At 61.2% G+C, this 26,100-nt stretch carries 26 protein-coding genes; 16 read left to right on the top strand and 10 right to left on the bottom strand.

The window, feature by feature from the left end; all coding sequences use genetic code 11:
- The first annotated feature begins 60 nt into the window (after nt 1-60).
- The 6 genes from HDF10_RS04355 to HDF10_RS04330 all read left to right on the top strand — a co-directional run bounded on the left by HDF10_RS04355 (nt 61) and on the right by HDF10_RS04330 (nt 5,683).
- The gene (locus HDF10_RS04355; protein WP_183810808.1) at nt 61-1,494 is read left to right on the top strand and encodes a DUF1015 domain-containing protein; all 1,434 of its coding nucleotides are present in this window, start codon (nt 61-63) and stop codon (nt 1,492-1,494) included.
- Between the two features lie 148 nt (nt 1,495-1,642).
- Entirely contained in the window at nt 1,643-2,356 is a 714-nt protein-coding gene (locus HDF10_RS04350; protein ID WP_183810806.1) for an N-acetylmuramoyl-L-alanine amidase family protein, read from the top strand.
- Complete coding sequence (locus HDF10_RS04345; RefSeq protein WP_183810804.1) at nt 2,353-3,024, top strand: GerMN domain-containing protein; 672 nt, start codon at nt 2,353-2,355, stop codon at nt 3,022-3,024. Before HDF10_RS04350 ends, HDF10_RS04345 begins: the two co-directional genes overlap by 4 nt.
- A 10-nt stretch (nt 3,025-3,034) precedes the next feature.
- Nucleotides 3,035-3,907, top strand: a complete 873-nt coding sequence (gene murI / locus HDF10_RS04340; protein ID WP_183810802.1) for a glutamate racemase — start codon at nt 3,035-3,037, stop codon at nt 3,905-3,907.
- 79 nt (nt 3,908-3,986) lie between these two features.
- Nucleotides 3,987-4,367: an EVE domain-containing protein gene (locus HDF10_RS04335; RefSeq protein WP_183810800.1), complete on the top strand. Its 381-nt coding sequence runs from the start codon at nt 3,987-3,989 to the stop codon at nt 4,365-4,367.
- Between the two features lie 92 nt (nt 4,368-4,459).
- A complete protein-coding gene (locus HDF10_RS04330) occupies nt 4,460-5,683 on the top strand; it encodes a GGDEF domain-containing protein (RefSeq protein WP_183810798.1) in 1,224 nt (407 codons plus the stop codon).
- Nucleotides 5,684-5,718: 35 nt separating this feature from the next.
- Here the strand turns inward: HDF10_RS04330 and HDF10_RS04325 are convergent, their stop codons facing one another.
- A complete protein-coding gene (locus HDF10_RS04325; RefSeq protein ID WP_183810790.1) occupies nt 5,719-7,035 on the bottom strand; it encodes a Gfo/Idh/MocA family protein in 1,317 nt (438 codons plus the stop codon).
- 134 nt (nt 7,036-7,169) lie between these two features.
- Here HDF10_RS04325 and HDF10_RS04320 point away from each other — a divergent pair, with 134 nt between their 5' ends.
- A complete protein-coding gene (locus HDF10_RS04320; protein WP_183810788.1) occupies nt 7,170-7,931 on the top strand; it encodes an enoyl-ACP reductase FabI in 762 nt (253 codons plus the stop codon).
- A 157-nt stretch (nt 7,932-8,088) separates the two neighbouring features.
- On the top strand, nt 8,089-8,598 hold the full coding sequence (locus HDF10_RS04315; RefSeq protein WP_183810786.1) for a DinB family protein: 510 nt from the start codon (nt 8,089-8,091) through the stop codon (nt 8,596-8,598).
- A 22-nt stretch (nt 8,599-8,620) separates the two neighbouring features.
- Here the strand turns inward: HDF10_RS04315 and HDF10_RS04310 are convergent, their stop codons facing one another.
- Complete coding sequence (locus HDF10_RS04310; protein ID WP_311732660.1) at nt 8,621-9,871, bottom strand: metal-dependent hydrolase family protein; 1,251 nt, start codon at nt 9,869-9,871, stop codon at nt 8,621-8,623.
- Between the two features lie 175 nt (nt 9,872-10,046).
- Between HDF10_RS04310 and HDF10_RS04305 the strand changes: the two genes are divergently transcribed.
- Nucleotides 10,047-11,450: an amidohydrolase family protein gene (locus HDF10_RS04305; RefSeq protein WP_183810782.1), complete on the top strand. Its 1,404-nt coding sequence runs from the start codon at nt 10,047-10,049 to the stop codon at nt 11,448-11,450.
- Nucleotides 11,451-11,575: 125 nt separating this feature from the next.
- Here the strand turns inward: HDF10_RS04305 and HDF10_RS04300 are convergent, their stop codons facing one another.
- The 5 genes from HDF10_RS04300 to bshC form a co-directional block, all read right to left on the bottom strand.
- Entirely contained in the window at nt 11,576-13,402 is a 1,827-nt protein-coding gene (locus HDF10_RS04300; protein ID WP_183810775.1) for an ABC-F family ATP-binding cassette domain-containing protein, read from the bottom strand.
- A 32-nt stretch (nt 13,403-13,434) separates the two neighbouring features.
- Nucleotides 13,435-14,658, bottom strand: a complete 1,224-nt coding sequence (locus HDF10_RS04295) for a VWA domain-containing protein (protein WP_183810773.1) — start codon at nt 14,656-14,658, stop codon at nt 13,435-13,437.
- A gap of 56 nt (nt 14,659-14,714) precedes the next feature.
- Complete coding sequence (locus HDF10_RS04290) at nt 14,715-15,077, bottom strand: MmcQ/YjbR family DNA-binding protein (protein ID WP_183810771.1); 363 nt, start codon at nt 15,075-15,077, stop codon at nt 14,715-14,717.
- 15 nt (nt 15,078-15,092) lie between these two features.
- A complete protein-coding gene (locus HDF10_RS04285; RefSeq protein WP_183810769.1) occupies nt 15,093-15,401 on the bottom strand; it encodes a hypothetical protein in 309 nt (102 codons plus the stop codon).
- A 184-nt stretch (nt 15,402-15,585) separates the two neighbouring features.
- Nucleotides 15,586-17,223 (bottom strand): bacillithiol biosynthesis cysteine-adding enzyme BshC, encoded by a 1,638-nt coding sequence (gene bshC / locus HDF10_RS04280; protein WP_183810767.1) that lies wholly within the window; start codon nt 17,221-17,223, stop codon nt 15,586-15,588.
- Nucleotides 17,224-17,356: 133 nt separating this feature from the next.
- Here bshC and HDF10_RS04275 point away from each other — a divergent pair, with 133 nt between their 5' ends.
- From HDF10_RS04275 to HDF10_RS04255, 5 genes are all read left to right on the top strand, one after another.
- Nucleotides 17,357-18,046 (top strand): NUDIX hydrolase, encoded by a 690-nt coding sequence (locus tag HDF10_RS04275; protein ID WP_183810765.1) that lies wholly within the window; start codon nt 17,357-17,359, stop codon nt 18,044-18,046.
- A 309-nt stretch (nt 18,047-18,355) separates the two neighbouring features.
- Nucleotides 18,356-18,598 (top strand): cold shock domain-containing protein, encoded by a 243-nt coding sequence (locus HDF10_RS04270; protein WP_183810763.1) that lies wholly within the window; start codon nt 18,356-18,358, stop codon nt 18,596-18,598.
- Nucleotides 18,599-18,721: 123 nt separating this feature from the next.
- Nucleotides 18,722-20,467: a DNA polymerase/3'-5' exonuclease PolX gene (gene polX, locus HDF10_RS04265; protein ID WP_183810761.1), complete on the top strand. Its 1,746-nt coding sequence runs from the start codon at nt 18,722-18,724 to the stop codon at nt 20,465-20,467.
- A gap of 85 nt (nt 20,468-20,552) precedes the next feature.
- Nucleotides 20,553-21,266, top strand: a complete 714-nt coding sequence (locus HDF10_RS04260) for a hypothetical protein (protein WP_183810759.1) — start codon at nt 20,553-20,555, stop codon at nt 21,264-21,266.
- Nucleotides 21,267-21,471: 205 nt separating this feature from the next.
- A complete protein-coding gene (locus HDF10_RS04255) occupies nt 21,472-22,794 on the top strand; it encodes an MFS transporter (RefSeq protein ID WP_183810757.1) in 1,323 nt (440 codons plus the stop codon).
- A gap of 57 nt (nt 22,795-22,851) precedes the next feature.
- Here HDF10_RS04255 and HDF10_RS04250 read toward each other — a convergent pair whose 3' ends face one another.
- The gene (locus HDF10_RS04250) at nt 22,852-23,229 is read right to left on the bottom strand and encodes an RrF2 family transcriptional regulator (protein ID WP_183810755.1); all 378 of its coding nucleotides are present in this window, start codon (nt 23,227-23,229) and stop codon (nt 22,852-22,854) included.
- Between the two features lie 91 nt (nt 23,230-23,320).
- Between HDF10_RS04250 and HDF10_RS04245 the strand changes: the two genes are divergently transcribed.
- Complete coding sequence (locus HDF10_RS04245; protein WP_183810753.1) at nt 23,321-24,115, top strand: TIGR00282 family metallophosphoesterase; 795 nt, start codon at nt 23,321-23,323, stop codon at nt 24,113-24,115.
- 75 nt (nt 24,116-24,190) lie between these two features.
- Here the strand turns inward: HDF10_RS04245 and HDF10_RS04240 are convergent, their stop codons facing one another.
- Both HDF10_RS04240 and HDF10_RS04235 read right to left on the bottom strand, forming a co-directional pair.
- Entirely contained in the window at nt 24,191-24,778 is a 588-nt protein-coding gene (locus tag HDF10_RS04240; RefSeq protein WP_260177601.1) for a DinB family protein, read from the bottom strand.
- A 211-nt stretch (nt 24,779-24,989) separates the two neighbouring features.
- Nucleotides 24,990-25,532 (bottom strand): DinB family protein, encoded by a 543-nt coding sequence (locus tag HDF10_RS04235; RefSeq protein ID WP_260177600.1) that lies wholly within the window; start codon nt 25,530-25,532, stop codon nt 24,990-24,992.
- A gap of 182 nt (nt 25,533-25,714) precedes the next feature.
- Between HDF10_RS04235 and HDF10_RS04230 the strand changes: the two genes are divergently transcribed.
- Entirely contained in the window at nt 25,715-26,065 is a 351-nt protein-coding gene (locus tag HDF10_RS04230) for a cupin domain-containing protein (RefSeq protein WP_183810749.1), read from the top strand.
- Nucleotides 26,066-26,100: the final 35 nt, after the last annotated feature.

The raw sequence follows: 26,100 nt of genomic DNA, 5'->3' as shown, positions 1-26,100 counted from the left end.
CTCTTCACGTCCCAACCCGTACAATCACCTCATACCCCAACTCTGGAGAACCTTCACAGCATGGCCCGTCTCTACCCCTTCCGCGCCCTCCGTTACGACCCAGCCCGCGTCAACATGGAAGACGTCGTCACCCAGCCCTACGACAAGATCACCCCGGCCATGCAGCAGCACTACTACGAAGCCAGCCCCTACAACCTCATCCGCATCATCCTAGGCAAACACGAGCCCGGCGACACCGAAGCGCAGGACTTCCTCCCCGACGGCGAACAGGCCCGCAACGTCTACACCCGCGCCGCCGAAACTCTCCGCGAGTGGCGCCGCGACCGCGTCCTGGCCGAAGAAGCCGAGCCAGCCGTCTACGGCTACTCCCAAACCTACGAAGTCCCCGGCACCAGCGAGACCCGCGAACGCCGCGGCTTCATCGCCCTCGGCCACCTCTACGACTACGCCGACAAGGTCGTCTACCGCCACGAGCAGACCTTCCCCAAGCACAAGTCCGACCGCCTCGCTCTCTTCAAGGCCACCCGCGCCTACTGCGAGCAGATCTACATGCTCTACTCCGACCCCGCCTTCACCGCCGAAAAGCTCATCTTCGGCGCCAGCGGCCCGGGCAAAGACTTCAGCGGCATGATCGGCCCCGACACCGCACCAGCCGACCTCGCCATCACCGACGAGTACAACGTCGTCCACCGCGTCTGGAAGATCACCGACCCCAACACCATCAATCTCCTCCTCACCGCCATGGCCGACAAGAAGCTCATCATCGCCGACGGCCATCACCGCTACGAGACCTCCGTCGCCTACGCCAAGGAGCGCTCCGCCCAGCTCAAACTCCCCTTCAAGCAGGCCATCCCCGGCGACGAAGACAGCTCCCCCTCCGTCATCGCCGACGGTGACACCCGCTCGACCCTGCCCACCCCCGCCTTCCCCGAAGCCGCCATGATGATGACCTTCGTCAACATGGACGCCCCGGGCATCACCATCCTGCCGACCCACCGCGTCGTCCACGGCCTGCCCAGCTTCAGCTCACCCGACTTCGTCACCAAAGCCAGCGCTTACTTCAACGTCAAAGAGCTCGCCACACCCGACCTCGCCGCCCTCAACGCCACCTCCGGCACCGCCTTCCTCGCCGCCACTGGCGACGGCAACTACCTCCTCACCCCAAAGCCAGACGTCATCGCAGCGGCCCTCAAAGGCATCTCACCGCGCCAGGCCCAGCTCGACGTCGTACAGCTCCACAGCATCATCCTCGACAAGCTCCTCGGCCTCGATCAGGAGACCATCACCCGCCTCGGCAACGTCCGCTACATCCGCGAGGCCGCCGAAGCCACCGCTCTCGTCACCAGCGGCGAAGCCGACATCGCCTTCCTCATCAAACCCATCACCCTCGACCAGCTCCGCGACATCTCCCTCTCCGGCGACGTCATGCCCCAGAAATCCACCGACTTCTACCCCAAACTCCTCAGCGGCCTAGCCATCTACGCCCTCGACTAATCGCACAAGGAAACCAAATCGTCATCTCGACCGAAGCAGCTCACAGTCTTATCGTGAGCTGCGAAGTGGAGAGATCCCTGTATTACGCTTTTCTCTCCCCACTCCTGCCCCGCTCGACCGCACCCTTTACAATCATCCAGACACTCTCTTGACGCACCCCTGCAAACAATTCGCCGCACGCCTATCCCTCGTCCTCCTCGCGAGCCTGGCCCCCCTCACCGCGCAAACCCCGCAGCCCATCCCCCGCACCACCATCTTTCTCGACCCCGCCCACGGCGGCTCCGACTCCGGCGCCCGACTCTCCGACAGCCTCCCCGAAAAATCCCTCACCCTCGCCTTCGCCACCCGCCTCCGCGCTCTCCTCTCCACCAGCGGCTTCTCCGTCGTCGCCACCCGCGACACCGACCCCTCCGTCCCCTTCTCCACAGACCAGCGCGCCGAAATCGCCAACCACTCCCACCCCACCGCCTGCATCGTCGTCCACGCCACCGCCAGCGGCAACGGCGTCCACATCATCACCTCCGACGTCCCCCCGCCCAACGACGACACCGACACTCGCCCCCCCATCCCCTGGGACACTGCCCAATCCGCCTCCATCCCCCAAAGCCTCGCCCTCGCCAACGCCCTCGGCCTAGCCCTCCTGCACTCCCACCTGCCCGTCCTCCTGACCCGCGCCTCCCTTCGCCCACTCGACAACCTCACCTGCCCCGCCGTCGCCATCGAGATCGCCCCCCTTACCCCTGCAGACAGCGACTCAACCCCAGTCAGCGACGCCAACTACCAGCAACAGATCGCCCAAGCCATCGCCACCGGCCTTACCAGTTGGCGCCGCAACCAGCTCCTCCCCGGAGCCGCCCGATGATCCCCCGCTACCAGCGCATCCTCTTCTGGAGCCTCTTCGGCGGCATCCTCCTCATGTCGGCCTTTCTCCTCCGCGGCTGTGAGCAAGCCCACAAACGCCTCGCTGCACTCAACAACGCCACCCCCATCGCCGCCCCCACCGCCACCAGCACCGAAGACATCACCCTCTACCTCGCCAGCGACGCCGACGCCTCCATCACCCCCACCACCGAATCCTTCGCCCTGCCCCAGGCCCCTACCCTCCGCGCCCGCACCCTCCTCGAGCACCTCCTCGCAACCTACTCCCTCCCCGCCTCCAAACATCCCCTCCAAAGCGGTCCCGCCGTCGACGATGTCTTCCTCCTGGCTCCGGAGAGCAACAAGCCCGACAAGCCTAACCAACCGAACAAGCCTTCATCCGATTCATCGCAACCCAACCAGTTAGCCATCGTCAACCTCCGCGGCTCCTTCGTGGACAATCACCCCTCCGGCATCCAGGTAGAGGCCCTCACCGTGCAATCGATCGTCGGCACCCTCCACGCCGCGCTCCCCCAGATCACCGGCGTCCGCTTCCTGGTCGACGGCCAGCCCCACGACACCCTCGCCGGCCACGCCGACCTCCTCCGCACCTACCCCGCGGTCGACACCACCACCCACCCAGCCCCACCAACCGAAACCCCACAGCAATAACAAAACATCCATGACCGACAGCACCGCAGCCCATCCAAACACCGCAAAATCCCTCACCATCGGCGTCTTCGACTCAGGCTTTGGCGGCCTCACCGTCCTCCGCGCCCTCCTCCCGCTCATCCCGCACGCCCACTACCTCTTCCTAGGCGACACCGCACGTCTCCCCTACGGCTCCAAGTCCCGCGAGACCGTCGCCCGCTACGCCGTCTCCAGCGCAAAGTTCCTCCACGAGCAGGGCGCCGACCTACTCGTCATCGCCTGCAACACCGCCACCGCCCTAGCCCTCCCGGATATTCAGCAAGCCCTGCCCATCCCCGTCATCGGCGTAGTCGAACCCGGAGCCCACGCCGCCCTCGCAACCTCCAGCTTCCCCGCATCCAATATTCCCGACGGTCCGAACCAGGTCCTCGTCCTCGCCACTCAAGCCACCGTCCAATCCCACGCCTACACCCACGCCCTCAGCGCCCTCGGCCTCGAAGCCAGCGAAAAAGCCTGCCCTCTCCTCGTCCCCCTCGTCGAAGAGGGCTGGACCAACCACCCTGTCACCGACGAAGTCCTGAAAATCTACCTCACCGAAGCCCTCGCCGCGGCACCCGCCACGCAGACCCTCCTCCTCGGCTGCACCCACTACCCCCTCATTGAGCCCGCCATCCACCGCATCCTCGACGCCATCGGCCACCCCCTCACCATCATCGACTCCGCCGACGCCACCGCCCGAGCCACCGCCACCCTCGTAGCCCACCACTTCCCCAACCTCACCCCCACCGCCAAACCCACCTGCATCTTCTACGCCACCGACTCGATAGAAAAATTCCAACGCCTCGGCTCCAACTTCCTCGGTCAGCCCGTCACCGAAGTCAATCTAGTCGACCTAGGCGGCTAAACCACCGCGACAAAAAACTGAAGGCCACCGGCAACCGATTTTTCTACACCCTACCCCCTGCTCCCTATACCCTGTCCGTATGCCCTACCTGCTCAAAACCGAACCCACCAAATACTCCTTCGAAGACCTCGAGCGCGACGGCGAGACCACCTGGGACGGCATCTCCAACAACCAGGCCCTCCTCAACCTTCGCGGCATGAAGAAGGGCGACAAGCTCGTCATCTATCACTCCGTCGTCGGCAAAGCCGCCGTAGGCACTGCGAAGGTAGTCTCCGTCGATGCCGCCGACCCCAAAAACCCGCAGGTCCGCATCCAGCCCGTCAAGCGCCTCAAAACCGAGAAATCCTTGGACGCGATGCGCACCGCCGGCGTCTTCAAAGACTCCATCCTCTTCCGCCAGTTCCGCCTTTCGGTCGTCCCCCTCACCGACGCCCAGTACGACTGGCTCACCGCCTCCTGATTCGAGTTGCGGTAAATTACTTCGTGAATCACCTAAGGTTCTTCTGTTTCTGACATCTCTGCGCTTACAATCCCCACACAAGGCTGCAAGGAATGTCCTTTATCGCATCGATAGATGTCGGCACTCTTCTCGGCTGTCAGATCGTTTTGACGCTGGTATATGCGATCGTCTTCTTCTGCATGAAGAGCATCTATCCTTATCTGCGTGGCGCAGGCTCCGTCGCCCTTGCCTTCTTCGCGGCAACCATCTCCAACATCCTGCTCCTGCTGTCCGGCTCCATTCCGGCCTTTTTCTCGATTGGTCTCGCCCACTGCCTCCTGCTCTCCGCATTCGTCCTGTTCTACACTGGCGTACTCCACTTCTTTAAAAGCACCCGCACGATTCGCTACGCCTGGGCCCTCACCTATTTCACGTCTGCCCTGATCTTCTATCTGGTCCTATCGCACGACCACACCAGGGCCCTCGCCTACGTCATTGCCGTCAGTTTTTTTCTGGTGCGCGGAGTTATCGCACTCGAAATATTCCGGCACGCAGCAGACAGAATCTTCCTGAAGATCTTCGCCTTTCTCATGGCAGCCTATGCCATCTTCGCCTTGAACCGCGTCATCTTCCTGCTGATCTACGGCGCCCCGCCAAACCCTGAACAGCGAAATTTTCTGCAGACCGTCTCCGTCCTGTTCAGTGTCTCCTTTGCCTTCCTCATCGGCCTCTCCTTCCTGCTCATGCTCTGCGGCGACCTCCTCACCCTGGTCAAAGATGAGTCGGAACGGGACCTGCTCTCCGGCGTCCTCAACCGCCGTGGCATTGAGCAAAGACTCGACACCGAACTCAAGCGCGCCGAGCGCGGCGGCCACAACCTGTCCATAGCCCTCATCGACATAGACCACTTCAAAACCATCAACGACCACGCCGGACACGCAGCCGGCGATACCGCCCTCCGCGACGTCGTCTCCGCCATCTCCAGCCGTATGCGCGCCTACGACTCCCTCGGCCGCTTCGGTGGCGACGAATTTCTCCTCATCTTTCCCAACACCTCCTCTACCGACGCCCTCACCGTCTCCTCCCGGATCGAACAGTCGGTACGCGAGCTCTCCAGCCCCGGCGCAGAACTTTCGCTCACCATCAGCATCGGCCTCACCCAGGCCGCTCCAGGCGAAATCGCGGGGCCATTCCTCGCCCGCGCCGACAAAGCACTCTACAACGCCAAAAATGCCGGCCGGAACTGCTGCCGCGTTCTCCTTCACGGCACAGATGCCGAAGCCGGTTCGGAGCGCGTCATCCTCCCCCCAAGTCGCAGCAACCTCCTGCAGCAATAGCTCTGGTCCACGCCGACTGCTATCCTGCTCGCCGCCTAGGCCTTCTTCAGAATCATCTTCTTCTCAAAGTAAGAAGCGTTCGCCATGTGGCAGGCCGCCGCCGCATGGTGTCCAAACACCACATCCTCCGCGACCGGCTTCCGCGACCTCACCGCATCAAAGAACGTCGCCAGGTGCGGCCGCAGCTCATCCCACGAAGGCCCCTTCCACATCATCGTGTCATCCAGCGGATGCTCCGCCAGAAACGCGTCGTGCTCCGCATGCCACTGCTTCTCATACTGCGCATGCATCGCCGCCGGAAATCCATTAATGCCATAAGCCGGCGATCGATCCACTCCCAACTGTGGAATCAACGTAACCGTATTGCTGTTCGAAATCTCAATCACGCCCTTCGGCCCCATCACCCGCGTCACCTCCGGCGTCTCCGTCCCCAGCGTCAGCCGCACCGTCACCGCAACGTTACCGTACTCAAACTCCGTCACCATCAGGTCCGGCATATTCCGCCCATCCTTCCAGCGATAGATCCCCCCAATCGAATAAGCCCGATCCGGAATTGCATTAATTCCAGTTACAAATTGCATCCCGCTCAGCAGATGCACCATCAGGTCGCCCGCCATCCCCGTGCCGTATTCATGGAAAGCACGCCACCGCGCAAACGCAATCGGATCGAACGCCTTCTTCGGCGCAGTCCCCTCCCACGTCGCCCAGTCCAGTGTCTCCGGCGACAGATCCAGCGGCGGCGGATACACCCACGCCCCACCCGGCGAGTTCCTCCCCAGTTGCAGCTCCACCTGGTGCACCTCGCCAATCGCCCCGCTGTCGTACAACTCCTTCGCCTTCGCAAACACCTGCGAGCTCACACGCTGCGAACCCACCTGCACAAAGTTCTTGCTCCCCTTCACCGCCGCCACCATCTCCTCCCCCTCAGCGATGGTGTGCGACATCGGCTTCTCGCAGTGCACGTCCTTGCCAGCACGAATTGCGTCGATGGTCACCTGCTTATGCCAGTGATCCGGCACCGCAACTATCACCGCCTCGATATTCTTATCCTCCAGAATCTCCTGATACCGCCGTGTCGTCTTGATATTCGCGCCCGCAATCTCCTTCGCCAGCGTATGCCGCCCGTCATACAGATCGCACGCGGCAACGCACTGCGCCTGCGGCAGACTCACCGCGTTCCTGAGCAACTGGGACCCCTGAATACCTACCCCAATGCTGGCAAACCGCACTCGGTCCCCACTCGCCACCGGCTGCGCCTGCTCTTGCCCAAGCGCCATTGTTCCCGGCAGTGCCGCCGCCATAGCCAACCCACTCCCCGTCTGCAAAAACCGCCTGCGCGAAAACTCCGACATCAAAATATCCTCCTCAACCAGCGCCTCCACTATAGAAGAACTCTCGCTCGTCTCGTACCGCCCTCACCCTGCTATCCTTTCTGTTGGGCCGCGCATCCACCGCCCAAGCCGTCTCGAAAGGATCACCGCGCATCATGATTGACCTCAAAGGCAAAGTAGCAGTCGTCTTCGGCCTCGCCAACAAACGCAGCATCGCCTGGGGCGTAGCCCAAAAGCTCTTCGAAGCCGGCGCCACCCTCGCCATCTGCTATCAGAACGAGCGCCTCCAGCGCGAAGCCGAAGAGCTCGCCGCCGATCTGCCCGGAACCAAGACCTTCCGCTGCGACGTCTCCATCGACGCCGACATCGACGGCGTCATCGACCAGCTCAAATCCGCCTACGGCAAGATCGACATCCTCGTCCACTCCATCGGCTTCGCCCCAAACATCAAGAACAACGTCCTCAACACCACCCGCGAAGACTTCCGCATAGCGCACGACATCAGCGTCTACTCCCTCATCGCGCTCGCTCGCGCCGCCGAGCCTCTCATGGCTGAAGGCAGCTCCATCCTCACCCTCACCTACTACGGCGCAGAAAAAGTCTTCCCCAACTACAACATCATGGGCGTCGCCAAGGCCGGCCTCGAAGCCGCCGTCCGCTACCTCGCCTCGGATCTCGGAGCAAAAAAAATCCGCGTCAACGCCATCTCCGCCGGCCCCATCAAGACCCTCGCCGCCCGTGGCATCAGCGACTTCACCAGCATCCTCACCGCAGTGGAGCAGCGCGCCCCACTCCATCGCAACGTCGACGCTTTGGAGGTCGGCAACACAGCCCTCTTCCTCTCGAGCCCCCTGGCCAGCGGCATCACCGGCGAAATCACCTTCGTAGACTGCGGCTTCAACATCACCGGCCTCTAGCACTTTCCTCGCAACCACCCCACGTCATCCTGAGCGAAGCAGGTCACAGCCTCATCGTGACCTGCGCAGCCGAACGATCCCCGCATTTCGTATTTACTTTTCATCTCCCACCCTTCCCGCTTCGTATATCCTTCTGTCCGTATAGAAGGAGCCCCACATGACCATCGCTGAAATTCTTCTCCAGGACTTCGACACCGAGATCTCCAACACCCGCCGCACCCTCGAGCGCGTCCCCGAAGGCAAGAACGACTGGAAGTGTCACGACAAATCCATGGTCCTCGGCAAGCTCGCCATGCACTGCGCCACCCTGCCCCTCTTCGGCTCCTACATCATCCTCGACGACGACATGGACATGGCTGCCCCAAAACGTCCCCACGTCCCGCTTGACTTCACCACCACCGCAAATGCATTGCAACACCTGGACGAGAGCGCCGCCGCCTGTCGCAAGGCCATCGCCGCATCCTCCGACGAGGACCTCGCCAAACTCTGGAAGTTTAGCTACGGAGAACACGTCATCTGCAACAACCCGCGCGCGCTCACCTTCCGCCAGATGTGTTTCAACCACCTCATCCACCACACCGCACAGCTAGGCGTCTATCTTCGCCTCAACGACATCCCCGTCCCCGCACTCTACGGCCCCTCCGCCGACGAGCAATGGTCAGCCTGAAGGCAACCCCATCAGGCCGCACCTAAGGCCGCTTGTAAACCACCCCGTTCTTCATCACAAACGAAACCTTCGTCGTCGCCGAGATATCCACCAATGGATCTCCCGGCACCGCGATCACGTCCGCGTAGTATCCAGCCTTCAACTCCCCAATCTGTCCCGCCCACCCGAGCAGCTTCGCGCCGTTCAGCAGATCGGCCTGCAACACCGCCACCGGCTTCATGCCAAAATCCACCATCAACTCCAGCTCACGCGCCTGCGTCCCATGCGGAAACGGACCCACATCGCTCCCCACTGCCATCGGCACTCCCGCCGCCAACTGCTTCTTGAATTCCGCCGCATGATAAGCCTGCTCCTTGCGATCCCACTCCGCGCGAGCAGGAGTCGCAGCATGCTCCGCAAAGTACTCCGCAATCGCAAACGTAGGCACGGCATAAATCTGCTTCTCCTTCATGGCCTTCATCGTCGCATCGCTCAACTGATACGCATGATCCACCGAAGCTACCCCCGCCGCCACTGCGAACCCCGTCCCTGGCTCCCCCGTGGCATGCACTGCAACCCCACGCCCAGAACCCGCACCACCGCCCGTCCGCTCCGCCTCCTTCACCGCAGCCGCAAGCTCCGCCTCCGTGTACTGATAAGGCGTTTCAAACCCACCATCATGAAACGAATCCGTTCCCGTCTCATACACCTTCGTAAAGTCCGCCCCACCCTTCCTCTGCTCCCGCATCACCTTCACAATCTCCTCACTCGAATCCGCATAGTCCGCATTCGAGAGCACCCTCTGCGCCGGGTTATACCCAATCGCGTCCTCATGCCCACCCGTCAAATCGATTGCATTGCAACTCATCCGCATCCGCGGCCCCGGAATCAACCCGGAGTTGATCGCATTCCGCACTGCAACATCCGCACAACCCGCACCCTCGGTGCCCATATCGCGCTCAGCCGTAAACCCCGCCATCAGATCTGCCTTCGCCGCCCCCGCCGCAATCAGCGTCCGCTCCGGCACACTCTCCTGCACCGTCTGCAGATCCTCCGCCCCCGGATGCAGAAACAGATGCACATGCGCATCGATCAACCCCGGCATCAGCGTCGTATCCCCCAGATCAATCATCTCCGCGCCGGCAGGCCGCTCCACATGCGTTCCCACCGCAACAATCTTCTCTCCCTCCACCAGCACCTCACCCGGAGCCACCAACCTCCCCGCCGCCACATCCAGCATTCGCGCCGCATGCAGCACCACCACATGCTTCGTAGCCCCTGCATCCTGCGCCAAGCAAATCGCCGACGCCGCGAAACCCGCAACCAACCCCCAACCAACCTCGCAAACAAGTCCACAAAGAAGTTTTTTCATAGTCCCAGCAGCATACCGCACACCCCCAACAACCCACCTCCAGCGCCACGCAGCACTTTCCAATTGACTTGACAATCCATCCACGCTAAACACAACCATGCCCCGTCATCTTCCAGTCCTCCTTCGCCGGACGCTCGTCCTCCTCACCATCCTCATCTGCCCCGCATTCGCCGCGAACCCCAAACTCATCATCCGCAACGCCCGCATCATGACCATGGCTACCAATCAGCGCGAGCCCATCACCGGCTACCTCTCCATCGCACCAGACGGCACCATCCTCGCCGTCGCATCCGGGGAACCGCCCGCCACCCTCCACGCCGACAAAGTCATCGACGCCCAGGGCGACCTCATGATCCCCGGCTTCATCTCCGCGCACAGCCACCTCTGGCAGGCAGCCTACCGGGGTCTCGCCGCCGACAAGACCCTTCCCGGCTGGATCGACGACCTCTACGGCGTGCACGCCGCCAAAGCCACGCCCGAGGACATGTACTGGTTCGCTCTCCTCGGCTCGCTCGACCACCTCGAGCACGGCATCACCACCGCCTACAACTTCACCTACGGCGGACGAGCCAAAACCGCAGAGTTGAACAATCAGTTCGAAGAAGCCCAGTTTCGCGGCGCAGCCGAGTCCGGCATCCGCTTCGTGCACAGCTACGGCCCCGACCGCATGTCTCCCGCCATCACCATCGACCAGGCACGCGCACGCCTCAAGACCTTCCTCGAATGGACCGCCGCCCAACTGCCCAACCCGCATTTCCTCAGCGTCATGATCAGCGGCATGACCGCCTTTAACAACACCTACCAGCAATCCGTCATGGAAGCTGCCATGATGAAGGAGTTCCACCTCGGCAATCAGACCCACTACATCGAAGCGCCCGACGACCAAGGCGAACAGCGCTCCAAGTTTCGTTGGATGATGGACAGCGGCCTGCTCAACAACCAGCTCATCTTCGGACACTTCATCCACTCCGACGAATTCATCCTCCAGGAGACCGCCAAAGCCGGCGCCTCCATGTCCTGGAACCCGCTCTCCAACGGCCGCCTCGCCTCTGGCGTAGCCGACATACCGAAGTACCTCAAGATGGGCATCCGCGTCGGCATGGGCGTCGACGGCGAAGCCAGCGCCGACCTCGCCGACCCCTTCGAAAACATGCGCACCGGCCTCTACGCCATCCACGACAAGTACGAAGACGCCACCATCATGAGCCCCTACCAGGTTCTCTGGCTACACACCATGGGCTCCGCCGACGTCCTCAACGTCAAAGACAAACTCGGTTCCCTCGAACCCGGCAAGTTCGCCGACTTCCTCCTCATCAACCCGAAGCGTCTCGGCGTCTCTCTCGAAGACCCCTACGCAAACCTCGTCCTCATCGCCGCAGAGCGCGACATCGACAGCGTCTACGTCGGCGGCGAGCTCATGGTCGAACACAACCAGCTCCTCCACCAAGACCTCGACAAAGTCCAATCCGAAACCAACCGCCGCGTCCTCGCACAACACTAACGGTCGCGCCCTGCAAACCATAGAAACGCCGGGTGCCCCATACATCGAATCTGATGTATGGGCATCGGGCGAAAGCCCGACCGCTCTCTTTCGCCCACCACGCCTATCCGCAATGGCGAAAACTCCTACCCAACCTTCTCCGTCAACTCCGCCCACCTCGCATACAGCCCATCCGCAGCCTCCTGCGCCGCCTCCATCTCTGCCAGTGCCGCCGTCAGCTTCACCGCATCCACCGCCACCGCCGGGTCCTCAATCATCTCCCGAGCCTTCTGCAACCGATCCTCCGCCTCCTCCACCGCACCCTCAATCCCCGCATACTCCCGAGCCTCAAGATACGAAAGCTTCTTCTTCCCAAACGAATTCGAAGCTCCATTCGAAGCAATCGCTGTAGCAGGCGAAACTGCAACCCCCGCAGCCCCCGGGGCAATCGCCTCCTCCACCTTCACCCCCCGCCACTGCTCCCACTGCGAGTAGTCCGCAAACATCTCCGACCCACCTCGCCCATCCAGTCCCAGCACAATCGTCGACACCCGATCCAACATGTAACGATCATGGGTCACTAATACCAACGCGCCGGTGTACTCGAGCAGACTCTCCTCCAGAATCTCCAGCGTCGCGATATCCAGATCGTTCGTCGGCTCGTCGAGCAGCAGCAGATCCGCAGGCTCCAGCATCAACTTCGCAATCAGCACCCGCGCCCGCTCGCCTCCACTCAGCCTCTCGACAGGCTGATTGAGTTGTTCGCTGGTAAACAAAAACTTCGTAGCGTAACTCGCCACATGCACCACGCGACCCTGATAAACCACCGAGTCCGAGTCCGGAGCCAGCGCCCGCCGCAGCGTCACACCCTCCTCCAGTTCACGCATCTGGCTGAAGTAAACAATCTTCAGCGAAGCCGCCTTCTTGATCGTCCCCTGCGAAGGCTCCAACTCGCCAGTCAACAGCCGCAGCAGAGTAGTCTTCCCACTCCCATTCGGCCCCACCAACCCCACGCGCATCCCCGAGGTCACCAGAAAATTCAACCCCTCCACAATCTTCCGGTCCCCCAGCACAACCGAGACATCCTCCAGCTCCACCAGCCTCTTCGTCTGCCGATCCGTCGCCGAAAAATCAATTCCCGCGCTCGACGTCTGCACGCGCGAGTTGACCTCCTTCAGCTGCCCAATCAAATCCTGCGCATTATCAATCCGCGCCTTCGCCTTCGTACTCCTCGCCTTCGGTCCACGCCGCAGCCAGTCCACCTCAATCTTCACGCGATTCTTCAGCGCATCCTGCAGCTTGTTCTGCGCCTCCATATACGCCTGCTTGCCCTCGATAAACTTCGAGTACGTCCCCTTCACCCGCAGCAGCCCTTCGGCATACACGCGGTTCAACTCCACTATCTCTGTCGCCACATTCTCAAGAAAATAACGATCATGGCTGATAAGCACACAAGCAAAACTACCCTCATTCAGCAGCTCCTCCAGCCACGCAATCCCGGCCAAATCCAGATGGTTCGTCGGCTCATCCAGCAGCAGCACATCCGGATGCGTCACCACCGCCTCCGCAATCGCCAGCCGCTTCCGCCACCCACCGCTCAGCCGCGCCGCCTCCGCACTCAAATCCGGAAAACCCGTCCGCCCCGAAGTCTCCCGCAGCCGACCCTCATGCTCGCCCTCGGACACCTTCGCCCGCACCAGCGCAGCCTCCAGCACCTCACGCACCGTCACCCCAGGCGCAAACACCGACTCCTGCGCCACGTACCCAACCAGCGCCCGCTTCCGCACCGCAACATCGCCGGCATCGGCGTCTTCATCGCCCGCCAGCACCTTCAGCAGCGTTGACTTCCCCGCACCATTAGGCCCAATCAGCCCAATGCGATCTCCATCCGAAACAGTAAAACTGATCTCACGAAACAACGGCGTCGCGCCAAAGGCCTTAGTCAAACCCTGCGCATTTAAGATTGGTGGCATTTCTTCAGTCTACCGTCTCTCCCACGCGCTTCCTAATCGGCAGGAGCGGTTTCGACATCTGCCCAATAGCTGCTCCTGGCCGTCACCTTCAGCTTTGAGTAGCTCTGCAGACGCAGGCTGATGACGTGGAGACCGGGCAAAGGAGTCTGCGGTTGAAAGCTAAGCACATACCGATTCGGTATATGGTTTGAAATCGCAGCCAGACTGCGTTCCAGACTCTTCATGTCGGTGAGCTTGAAGTACTCCCCACCGGTAAGCTGTGCAACCGTCTCCGGAACATTGCGCTTCAGACTATCCGTCGCTTCAATCGCCGCCATCTTCGCAAGCGCCAGCGGCGGCGCAAGTTGCGTCAGGCAGTCATAAGCCTGAATAGCCTTGTTATGAGTAGCATCTGGGTCGGGATCAGGATCTTTCCCCATGCACCCATTCTGCGGGTTCGGATGATGATTCTCCATCCCCAACGCACCAGGCTGCGTCGGCAGCTCCCGCGCCGCATAGTGAGCAGCCTCGGACTTTCCCGTCGAAAAGCCAATGCTGTAGATCGTCGTATTCGTATCGCTGACAGCGCGCAACGCCTCTTCCATCTTCAAGTGGCTGCCTCGATCAAGCGTCTCGCTGATCAGCAGAATCGCACGCCGATACTGACGCGGCTGATTGCGAAGCAGATCGACGGAGAAGCCAAGTGCATCAAGAATCGCAGCTCCGTTATCCCCCAGGCCAACGTCGTGAATCGCAAGTGGCGAGGCGCAGTTCATCAGATGATGCTGCCGAGTACAGCCCGGCATCAGCGTCTGAATCGCATCCGCAGCAGCAGCCGTGTCGGAGGTAAAGCCCTCAAGCAAAGTCGGCGCGCTATCAAACGTAACCACAGCCACCTTGTGCGGCACGTTGCCAACAATCGACTCCAGCATCGGCCCCAGCGGAGGAGCAATCGAGCTGTACTTATTGAACTCGCGAGCGCCCGCCCCACCAACCTCGATCACCACAACCAGAGCCAGAGGTTCACCACCCGTTTCCTGCTCCAGCGTCAGCTGCTGAGGAACGCCGTCGTCCGTAAGTAAGAAGTCATCCGCCGTAAGCGTGTAGATAAGACTTCCAGACTTACTGCGAACCAGAGCGGGCACGACAACCAAAGTCGAGTGAGCACTCAAGGAGGGAACCTGCGAGATCTGAGGAGCAGTAGGTTGCGCAAAGGCAAGCGGCACATGAATTGCCAGGCTCGTGCATGCGAACGCGAATGCAGTCTGGCATCTCATGAACGACCTCTCTGAACTAGTTTAAGCGCATCGTCCCGTGAGCGAAACAACGCAGCTCAATCCACGCCCTTGCCAGTAACCAACTGAAAACTTCCTCGCGCAAGCTCCTCGACCTCCTTCCAGTTCACCCTGCCAACATCAAGTCGAAGTCCCACCCATCCCCGCGGTCCCACGTACGCAGGCATATAAAATCTCGCCGGATCGGCTTTGATCAGCGCCGCGTTATCCCCCGGGAGTACCTTGCACAGCACTCCAACAATACCGTCGCCATGATGATCGTTCACGAAGTATGCAAACGTCTTCTTCTTTACCCTGAAGCTCGCATGCAAACCCATCATCTGGCGCTCTGTCTTTGGAAACCCAAGGCAAACCTTGGTGAAGCGTGTCAGCCGCTCGTCTTCCTGCAGATCCGCATGCATAGAAACCCTTCGACGCTAATCCAGATCGAAATCCCGCAGCGGCCGATCCGTTAGCGGAGTCTCCTTCGCCTTCTTCACTGCCTCGGCAAACTTCTTCGCCATCACATCATCCTTGTTCTTCTGCGCATCCACGCTCTGCTGAAAGATCGAGTCCCTCCGCGCATCCGCCTCACGCAGCGCCTTCGCCGCCTCGCCAAAGTCCTCGAACATCTTCTTCTTCGGAGCCGACTTATGCGCAATCACAGACCGCGTCACCGGGTCCACCTTCAACATCGCCCCACAATCCGGACACATCACCTCAAACGCCTGATCACTCAAACCCATCGCAACACCTCACCCACCATTCTAGAACCGGCAACGCATCCAGGAGCCCCAGGTTTGCCTTTGCATCTAGGTACCCCAAGGCTTCAGCCTTGGGTCTCCGTCCAGCGATAAAAGAAGGGGCTTTAGCCCCTGGAGCATGCCTTCCTGCAGTCCAGCGAGTACGCTTCAGAAAAATCCATCAAAGCTACAGCCGCACCACCACATGCCCCGGACACTGATTCCCCGCCACTCCCACCAGCTTCTCCACCAACCCATCCCCATACCGCGCCATAAACCACACCCCAGCCACCACGCGCTCCTGCGGATGCCCCCCCGGAAACACATTCAGCACAATCGCCTCCGCATGCTTCCGCAGACTCGCCTCCTTCTGCAGCTCAAACGAAGCCGCCATCCTCCGCAGCCTGTTCATCTGGTACCGCATCTTCGAACCCGAAACCTCCGCCGACCTCCCCAGCGACTCATCCATCCCCGCAAGATACTCCGTCAGTGCGCTCAACTCCGTCTCCACCGCATTCCCCACAGCCGCAAGCTTGCGCTTCCCCTCAATCGGCATCGCCCGCGCACCCAGCCTCTGCGCCAACGCCTCCGCCGTCGTCATCGCATCCGGCAACTGCACCTCATCCTTATCCATCACCGTCGCAATCGCCGGCTCCAGCAGCGTCGCGCTCAACCGCGGCAGCACCGGCGTAATCCGCCCCAATATCGCTTCATACAAAACCGCACTCTGCGCAAAGTAAGCGATCTCCGCCGGCCCACCCACATACGCCGCCGTCGGCAACACCGTATCCTGAAACACCGGCCGCAGCAGAGCATTCGGGCTAAGCCTCTCCGGCGTCGCCTCCAGAATCGCAATCAACTCCGCCGTCGAATAACTCCGCCCGCCAGCCTTCCACTGAGCATCCCCATCAATGGGCGCCCCGCGTCGCAGAGCCACCCGCTCTCCCGTCGCCTCATCCAGCAGAAACAGCATCGACCCGCCCTCAGCCACCAAAACCTGCGCGTGATACCCACGCGCAACAAGCTCCTTACCCCGAGCAATCAAAGCACCCTGCAACTCCGCCGCATGTTCAATCGCATACCGCAGCGTACTCGCGCCCAGCGCATGAACCCCCCGCGAGGCTGCATCCATCACCACCAGCCCCTGCTCCGCAAAGATCTTCGCCATCAACCGCCCAAAGGCCAGCGCCAGCGAAGGCCGCCTCCCGCCCTCAGGCTCATAACACTCCCGCAGCCACTCGCTCACCGGAGCGAACTCCAGCAGCTCACTCGCCCGCTCCAGCACCGCCTCCAGCTCAGGCCCCGGAACCACCCCACCCACCGGCACCGCCCTCGACACCTTCAACCCGGCACGCAGCGTCTCAACCGAACTCTTCGTCAGCAGCGAAACCTGATCCACCTCTTCCAGATCATGGTCCTCCGTCGCCATCCAGAACACCGGCACGTGTTCTATCCCAGTGGCCCTGGTAGCCTCCTTCGCCCGCGCCACCGCCGTAGCCGCCTTCAAAATCGTCAACAGCGGCCCACCGAACAGCACCACCTGCTGCCCCGTCACCACCGCCCGCGCCCCCGCGCGCAACTTCGCAATATTCGCCTTCGCGGCGTCCCCCGCACCAAATTCAACAGCCTGCTTCTCCAACAAGTCCGCCAACGCTCCGGCATCCTTCCCCGGCTCGCCCCTTCCGATCCACCTCCCCGCAAACGGCTCCGCACCATACCACCGCCGAATCGCAGAGTCCCCGGCGCTCTCCGCCATCGCAAGATAGTCGCGGTAGATCTGCGACACATGCGGCAACACCGTGATCGGAAAACACTCAACGCTCATGCAGACCTATCCTCGAAGCTCGTACACTGCACCCTCGTTAGACTGCAGCAACACGCAAATTCACAACTAATTTCCGCGCATTCGGTTGGATGCCCGTCACCCAAGTCTAGATGCAGGATGATACTTTAGCCTTATGGCTGCAAAAAGAAAGCAGATAACCAAGCCCGGCGCTCCCCACCCCCAAGCCGCGAAACCACCAGCCGCAACCACCATCAAACCCGCGTCCAGCATCAAGCGCACATCCAGCATCAACCCCACATCCAGGTTCGCCAAACCCAAACTTATCTCCTCCAAACTCACCTATAAGGGCAGAGTCTTCTCCGTCTTTACCGATAAGGTCGAAGAGCCCAGCGGCTTCGTCCACACCCGCGACGTCATCCGCCACAACGGCTCCGTCGTCATCCTCGCCGTCGATGAGTCAAAGAACCCCGCAGACCCTGAGATCATTCTTATCCGCCAGTACCGCCACGCCGCCGGCCAGTTCCTCATCGAACTCCCCGCCGGCCGCGTCGACGCCAACGAAGCCACCCTCGCCGCCGCCAAGCGCGAGATGATCGAAGAGACCGGCTACCGCGCCAAACGCTGGACTCTCCTCATCAAATACTTCGCCAGCCCCGGCTTCCTCGGTGAGTGGATGCAGATCTACCTCGCCCGCGACCTCCGCGAAGGGACCGCCACACCCGAGCCTGACGAAAACATCGAAATCTTCCGCCTCCCCCTCTCCGAAGCCCTCGCCCTCATCACCGCCAACAAGATCCACGACGGCAAAACCCTCATCGGTCTCATGCTTTACGACTCAGCCCGTCGCGCAGGCCGCATCTAACAAACACCCGCAAGCGAGTGTTCTGTAAAGCCTCCACCGGACATAACGCTTGTTTATTTTAAGTCTTTACATTCCTTTCGTCCCATCAAAACCTTGCACACGGACTCACCCTCCACTCCTATCCATTACTTGGGTGCAAGTTCGTAACCAGACATGCCTGCCTCCCTCAAAAAACCCCAACGACAATTACCTCTCCGGAAAACTCCTCCCCCCCTCTTTGCGTCACATCTTCCAGATGGCGCTACCGTTGAAACGCTTTCAGTTCGCGGCGCACCATAGGTACAGAACCAAAGAAAGGGAGTCGCTCCAGTGGCACAATACAAGGGCACCGTGAAATGGTTTAACAACGCAAAAGGCTACGGCTTCCTGGGTCGCGACGGCGGGGCCGACGTCTTCGTCCACTACAGCTCCATCCAGCGCGAGGGCTACAAGAGCCTCAAAGAAGGGGATGAGGTTGAGTTCGACATCATCCAGGGCACCAAGGGACCTCAGGCCGATCAGGTAGCTCGTCTCAAAGAAGCGAGTCAGAGTCAAGCGAGTCAGACTCAGTAGTGTTCTCTTCCTCTCAGGTCGGTGCAGTGGCTCGTACGACCAGCCCTGCTCGATCCCTGTAAGCTCCTCCCAAATCTGTTGCATACTGACATCAGTGGCAGTACGCGCCTCTGAAGCCTTTCCATGGACAATATCTCGATCGCCCGCCTCCTCGATGAAACCGCCTCCCTCCTCGAGATCGACTCAGCCGACCCCTTCCGCATCCGCTCCTACCGCCGCGCCGCCGAAGCCGTCGAGCAGCAGACCACACAGCTCTCCACCATCGCCGAAGACCCCAAGCAACTCCTAGCCATCGCCGGCATCGGCAAGGGCATGGTCGCCAACATCCAGGCCTTGCTCACCACCGGCACCATGCCCCTCCGCGAAGAGCTCCTGCAAAAGTACAAACCCACCATGCTCGAACTACTTCGCCTCCCCGGCATGGGCCCCAAAACAGTAGCCCTCGTCTGGTCCGCCTGCCAGGTCTGCGACATCGACGGCCTCGAAGCCGCCGCCAAAGCCGGTCATCTCACCAAGCTCCCCCGCATGGGCGAAAAGTTCGTCACCAAGCTCCTCAAGGACATCGAAGATCACCGCAAAAACTCCAGCCGCTTCCGCATCGACAAGGCTCAGCAACACGCCGATACCCTCATCAACCTCATCCGAGCCTTCCCCGGCATCGACGAGATCATCCCCGCCGGCTCCCTCCGCCGCGGCCGCGAGACCGTAGGCGACCTCGACCTCCTCGCCACGGGCCCAGCGTGCGAACCCGACGTCGTCAGCGCAGCCGTCGAACACGTCGCCAATCTCCCGCTCATCGACAAGCTCATCGCCAAGGGTCAAAACAAAGTCTCCTTCACCCTCCGCAACAACCTTCAGGTCGACGTCCGCCTCCTCCCCCGCGCCAGCTACGGAGCCGCCCTCCAGTACTTCACCGGCAGCAAGATGCACAACGTAGCCCTGCGCCAGCGCGCTATCAAACGCGGCCTCACCCTCAGCGAATATGCACTCCTGCGCCTCGAAGACAACGTCATCGTAGCCGCCGCCAGCGAAGCCGAGATCTACAACGCTCTCGACCTCGACTACATCCCACCTGAACTCCGCGAGAACGGCGGCGAGCTGGAAGCCGCCGCAACCCACACCCTCCCACAGCTCATCACCCTGGCCGACATCCGCGGCGACCTCCACATGCACACCGAAGCCACCGACGGCCGCGACACCATCCGTCAGATGGCCGAAGCCGCCCTCGCCCGCGGCCTCGCCTACATCGCCATCACCGACCACAGCAAAAACCTGGCCATGACCAACGGCCTCGACGACGCCCGCGCCCTCGCCCACATCAAGCGCATCCGCGAAGTCGACCTCGAAATGGAAGGCAAGATCCGCATCCTCCCCGGCATCGAAGTCGACATCCTCGGCGACGGCGCCCTTGACCTCGACGACTCCACCCTCGCCCAGATGGACATCGTCGTAGCCAGCGTCCACTCCCACTTCAATCAACCCACAGAAGAGATGACCGCACGCGTCCTCCGCGCCATCGAGAACCCACACGTCCGCATCCTCGGCCATCCCACCGGTCGCAAGGTCCTCGGCCGCGAGGCCTACGCCATCAACATCGACACGATCTTAAAATCCGCCGCACAAAACGGCGTAGCCGTCGAACACAACGCCAGCCCAGCCCGCGCCGACCTCAACGACCTCCACCTCCGCCTCGCCAAAAAACACAACTGCAAGATCGTAATCAACACCGACGCCCACGCCACCGAAGAGCTCGACCAGATGCGTTACGGCATCACCCAGCTCCGTCGCGCCTGGCTCACCCCAGCCGACATCCTCAACACCCAGCCCACCGCCGAAGCCCTCCTCAAAAACCTCCGCCCCAAACCGTGACGCCGAACAATCAGGGAACAGAAACCCCCACCCCGCCGTACCCACCAACAGACGAAATCCCCTCGTCAAGCAACAGGAGACCCTCGTGCGCAAATCGTTCTTGTCCGCCGCACTGATCCTCGCAACCACTCTCACTGCGCACGCGGCTCAAGCCGACTCACAGTCTCAATCCGACTCCATGAACTGTACCGAGTTCGACAAGCCCATCATCACGCACGACTACACCAGCGCCCCCTCTGACATCCTCCACCCGCACCACCTCGAACTCACGCGCCCCTTCGCCCCCAACGCAAAGCTGAAGCTCCACATCTGCCGCTCCGACCTGCGCATCAACATTCGGCCCGACGCCAAAGAGATCAAGCTCACCGTCGACCTCGACACCCAATCAGGCAGCTACACCGTCGCCGACTCCATCCAGACCATCCGCGTCCAGCCAGACAAAGGCGTCATCAATCTCAACTTCCCCAAGGCAGCCCACGCAACCGTAACCGTCACGCTACCCATGGGCCTGAACTCCGAAAATGAGATCAACCTCGGCTACGGCGACCTCGACTTCAACGCCATCGGCAGTGCCGGCAACCGCGAGGTCAACGTAGGCATGGGTCACATGCAGCTCATCGTCGACAATGACAAAAACTACTCCAAGATGGAAGTCAACGTAGGCATGGGCACCCTCCACGACCACCGCCCCGGCGGCCACGACGGCCACATCGTCGTCAGCAAAAACTACTCAGGCACCGGCGCCGGTTCCCTCCAGATCAACGTAGGCATGGGCTCGCTCGACATCCGCAACGACTAAGAACCCTCCCGCCTCTCCGCCCGTATCCAAACTGCTCCCGCGAAGCCTCGCAATTAAACGCATAGCTTCTCCCGCCCTGCGGCTGCTATGCTTCCCCGCTGTGAGCCCGCGCCCTGACATCTCGTCTCATCCGTACGCTCTCGCCCAGGAGGCGCACAACCCACCTCTCGCTGCGCGGCACCTTGAAGAACCTGCAAGGACCTCCATGAGAAAGCCTGAACGCAGCTTCTGGCAGATCTGGAATATGAGCTTCGGCTTCCTCGGCATCCAGTTCGGCTGGGGCCTCCAGATGGCCAACATGAGCGCCATCTACGAGTACCTCGGAGCCCGCGCCGATCAGATCCCCATCCTCTGGCTCGCCGCCCCACTCACCGGCCTGCTCATCCAACCCATCATCGGCAACGCCAGCGACCACACCTGGGGGCCGCTTGGCCGCCGCCGCCCCTACTTCCTCGTCGGAGCCATCCTCAGCTCCCTCATGCTCCTTCTCATGCCCAACTGCTCCAGCCTCTGGATGGCCGCTGGCATGCTCTGGATCCTCGATGCCTCGATCAACGTCAGCATGGAGCCCTTTCGCGCCTTCGTCGCCGACATCCTCCCCGAAGGACAGCGCACTCGCGGCTTCGCCATGCAGAGCCTCTTCATCGGCCTCGGCGCCGTCATCGCCTCCGCACTTCCCTGGCTCCTCACCAACGTCTTCCACATGACCCAGGTCATCGGCGACACCCGCGCCGTCCCCACCACCGTCCGCATCTCCTTCTATATCGGCGCCGCGGCCTACCTCGGCTCCGTCTTATGGACCATCTTCACCACGCCCGAGTACCCACCCGAAAATATGGAAGCCTTCCGCCGCGCGAAGAAGGAAAAAACCGGCCTCATCGCCGGCGCAAAAGAGATCCTCTCTGCAATCGCACACACGCCGGAGACCATGCGCAAACTCGGCCCCGTTCAGCTCTTCACCTGGCTCGGCCTCTTCTGCATGTGGCTCTACTTCCCCGTCGCCGTCGCCCACAACGTCTTCGGCGCGAACGACCCCACCTCACCCCTGTACAAAGAAGGCATCGAGTGGGGAGGCATCTGCTTCGCCGCCTACTCCGCCGTCTGCTTCGCCTTCTCCTTCACCCTGCCCTGGCTCGCCAAAAAAATCGGCAGAAAAAAGACCCACACCGCCTGCCTGCTCTGCGGAGCCATCGGCCTCATCTCCGTCGTCGTCATCCACAACAAGTACATTCTGCTCTTCACCATGCTCGGCGTCGGCATCGCCTGGGCCAGCACCCTCTCCATGCCCTACGCGATGCTGGCGGCCACCCTCCCCCCGGAGCGCACCGGCGTCTACATGGGCATCTTCAACTTCTTCGTCGTCACCCCCGAAATCCTCGCCTCCCTCTTCTTCGGCTGGATCATGACTCACTTTCTCCACAACAACCGCATCTACGCCATCATCGCCGGTGGCCTCTGCATGCTCATCGCCGCCGCCCTCATGCAGCGAGTCACCGATCCCCGCACCCTCAGCGTTCAGGACGTATAACCGGCAAACGCAGAAAAGCCCCGGCTCACCGAGGCTCCCTCCAACAGACCAAAACAACTACTTCGTCTTCTTCATCCGCTTCACCACGCCAGCCAGCGAGTGCTCATTCATCGCTGCCACCGCATCCCCGCGCACCTTCTTGATCCACGCGCTCACAGCCTTATCCTCGATACTCAGCCAATCCCCCGCCGACGCCTCAAATACATTCCCAATCCCGATCTGCTTCGCCGGAAGCTTCAGCTTCGCACCGCCATGCGGCCCCTTCTTCTGTTCAATCAGCCCTGCTTTATGCAGCAGCAGAAAAGACCTCCGCACCATCACGGCGCTCTCTTTCAACTCCTCTGCAATCGCCGACGAAGTATGCATTGCTCCCGGCTCGCTCGCCAGCACCGCCAAAATTCGCACGCTCAACTGAAACCGCCCGCTCTGTGCCATTCAAAAAAGCTACCACACCCAGCCGAGGATTCGCCGCCTCATCCCCCATCCGCGAAAAATTCTCCACCCCACCAACATGTAAACTTCTTTAGTGAACATCCTTTTTGTCGGCGACGTCTTCGGCTCCGCCGGCCGCCACATCGTCCGCGAACACCTCCCCCACGTCCTCGAAACCAACGCCGTCGACCTCCTCGTCATCAACGGTGAGAACGCCGCCGGCGGCTTCGGCATCACCCCCTCCATCGCAGAAGAGCTCTTCGACCTCGGCGCCCACGTCATCACCACCGGCAACCACATCTGGGACAAGCGCGAGATCTTCGAATACATGACCGTCCCCGCCGACTCCCACGCCCGCGGCCGCCGCGTCCTCCGCCCCGCCAACTACGCCGTCGGCACCCCCGGCTTCGGCGTCTACCAGGGCGAGCTCCCCACCGGCCAGGCCTACGCCGTAATGAACCTCCAGTGCCGCGTCTTCATGTCCTCCTGCGACGACCCCTTCCGCAAAGCCGACGAGCTCCTCAGCAAGATCACCGCCAAGGTCATCCTCCTCGACCTCCACGGCGAAGCCACCTCAGAAAAAGTAGCCCTCGGCTGGTACCTCGACGGCCGCATCACCGCTCTCCTCGGCACCCACACCCACATCCCCACCGCCGACGAGCGCATCCTCCCCAACGGAACCGCCTACCAGACCGACGTCGGCATGTCCGGCCCTTACGACTCCGTCATCGGCGTAGAAAAAGAGCTCGTCCTCGCCCGCTTCCTCACCGGCATGCCCGGCAAGTTCGAACCCGCCAAGGGCAACCCCAAGATGTGCGCCGCCCTCATCAACTGCGACGGAGCCACCGGCCGCGCCCACCACATCCAGCGCATCATGCTAGGCGAATAACAAGCCGCCCAAAAGCAAGAGCAGTCCGCAAAGGCTGCTCTTCTTTTTGGGCCGTCATCAAAAAAATGGACCGCACTACTTCCTGCTAGCCGGCGGCACAATCCCATTCATTCGCAGATACTCCACCAGCTGTCCATAGTGGTCCGACGCATGCGCCACCAATCCCCCCGCCAGGCTCGCCCGCGTATTGGTCCCCTTCACGCTCTCAAACGCATTCTGCGCAGTCAACGTCGCAACCGCCTTATGCGCAAACACGAACGAAGCCTTCACCGCCGCCACCGCCGCATCCTTGTTCTTGATATCGGCCAGCGCCTTCACATCCACATCCGGCTTCATCCCGCCCACCATGCTGCCGTAGTAGTAGTTCGCCGACGCCACATGCAGCACCATCTGGCGAAACGTGCTCACCTTGGTATATTCGCTGCCCTGCCCCGCCACAAAGATCGCAGCACTCGGCGCAAAGTCGTACTTCTCCGCCGGCATCGCCTCGGCCAGCGGCACAAACTGCTTCTCAAAATCGCTCAGCATCCCATCGAAGCTCTTCGCCGGTTCAACGATCGTTCCCGCCGCGATCTTCGGCCCCTGCGCATCCCCCTGCGCCTGCAATCCCGTCACACAACAAGCCGCCAGCGCCAACACCACAACCATCCGCTTCATCATCATCCTCCTCCAGTTTTTTGGGCAACCTCGCTACCGCAGTCGCAGAGCCGCGCTAAGCCTATCAGGTTTCGTCCCCGCAGATGTCACAACAAATTCACACACACCGTTGGTCGGAATCCTAGTTCGCGACCAACGGGAGCGCCGAGCGAAGCGGTATACAAGTCACGAAGTGACCGCACTCCGCGCAGGAGGCCCGTCCGGCAGGACAAAATCCTTACGCAGCAGGAAACCACGCATGAGCCTTGATCTCCTCAATCTGAAACCCATGCCGCGCGCTGTGCTGGCCCAACACCACCAGCCACTGATAACAGTCCAGATCTCCGAACGAAATATGAGGAAAGAAATGATCGCGCAGATTCGCCTCGGTCTCCGCCGCAAATGCAACTGTAACCGCTCTGGTCTCTTGTAACTCACGAACTAACTCGCTCCGGTCCGGCCATCTCCCCGTCGGACGAACTACCTCCCGAGCAATCAGTTTGTTACTCCGGCCATTGGCCACCCCAAGAACCAACGGCTCCTTCGCGCCAACGTCCCCCTTCTTCTCAGGCTCCGCCGGCCCTTCCAGAGTCTTCGCAATCGCCGACCTGATAAATCCTTCAAACACAATCAGGTGCTCGATATTATCGGCAATCGACCAACGCTCAGGCCTCTCCCGAAAGCTCCACTGCTCGTCCGTCAATCCACGCACCAACTCCAACAGCCTCGCTTCACTCGAAGCCAACTGCTCCATCACCAGCCGTCTTTCATGGTCTTTCATACCGTTATTACTACCCAATCAATCCGCCCCACGCAAGGCGCAAGCGCTCACCTCTCCCTGCGCGTCCCCGCAGCAGGATACAATCGCGGCCATGCGAAGGCTTATGTGGGCCGTCTGTTTCACTGGAAATAGGCACAGTCCAAACACCGCACGCGAAACAACCGCAAGCATGGAGCAACCGCATGCAAAGTTCTTCCTTCGAAGTCATCAGTCTTTCGACTGAATCAGCAACAGCCGAGAGCTACAACAACCATTCCATCGCCAGTGTCAACGATCATGAAGTTCGCATAAGCATCATGACCGAGGCTTATCCCTGGCACTGCCATCCCGACTCCGATGAGAGCTTTCTCGCATTGGAAGGGGGCCTCTTCCTTGACTTTGACGACCAGACCGTCGAGCTCCTGCCCGGCCATATGATCACCGTCAAACGAGGCGTCCGTCACCGCACCAGACCAATCCACGATCGTTCCGTCAATCTCACCTTCGAACGGGCCAACGCACAGACCGAGGCGCTTCCCTCGCCAGGCGAGTGACTCGGTCCTCTGAGAATGTCACAAACTACTTCGCA

It is taken from the genome of Tunturiibacter empetritectus, assembly GCF_014201375.1.
GTDB classification, from domain to species: Bacteria; Acidobacteriota; Terriglobia; order Terriglobales; family Acidobacteriaceae; genus Edaphobacter; species Edaphobacter lichenicola_D.
Note: the sequence above shows the minus strand (reverse complement) of the source record. Positions and strands in the feature narration are given on the sequence as shown.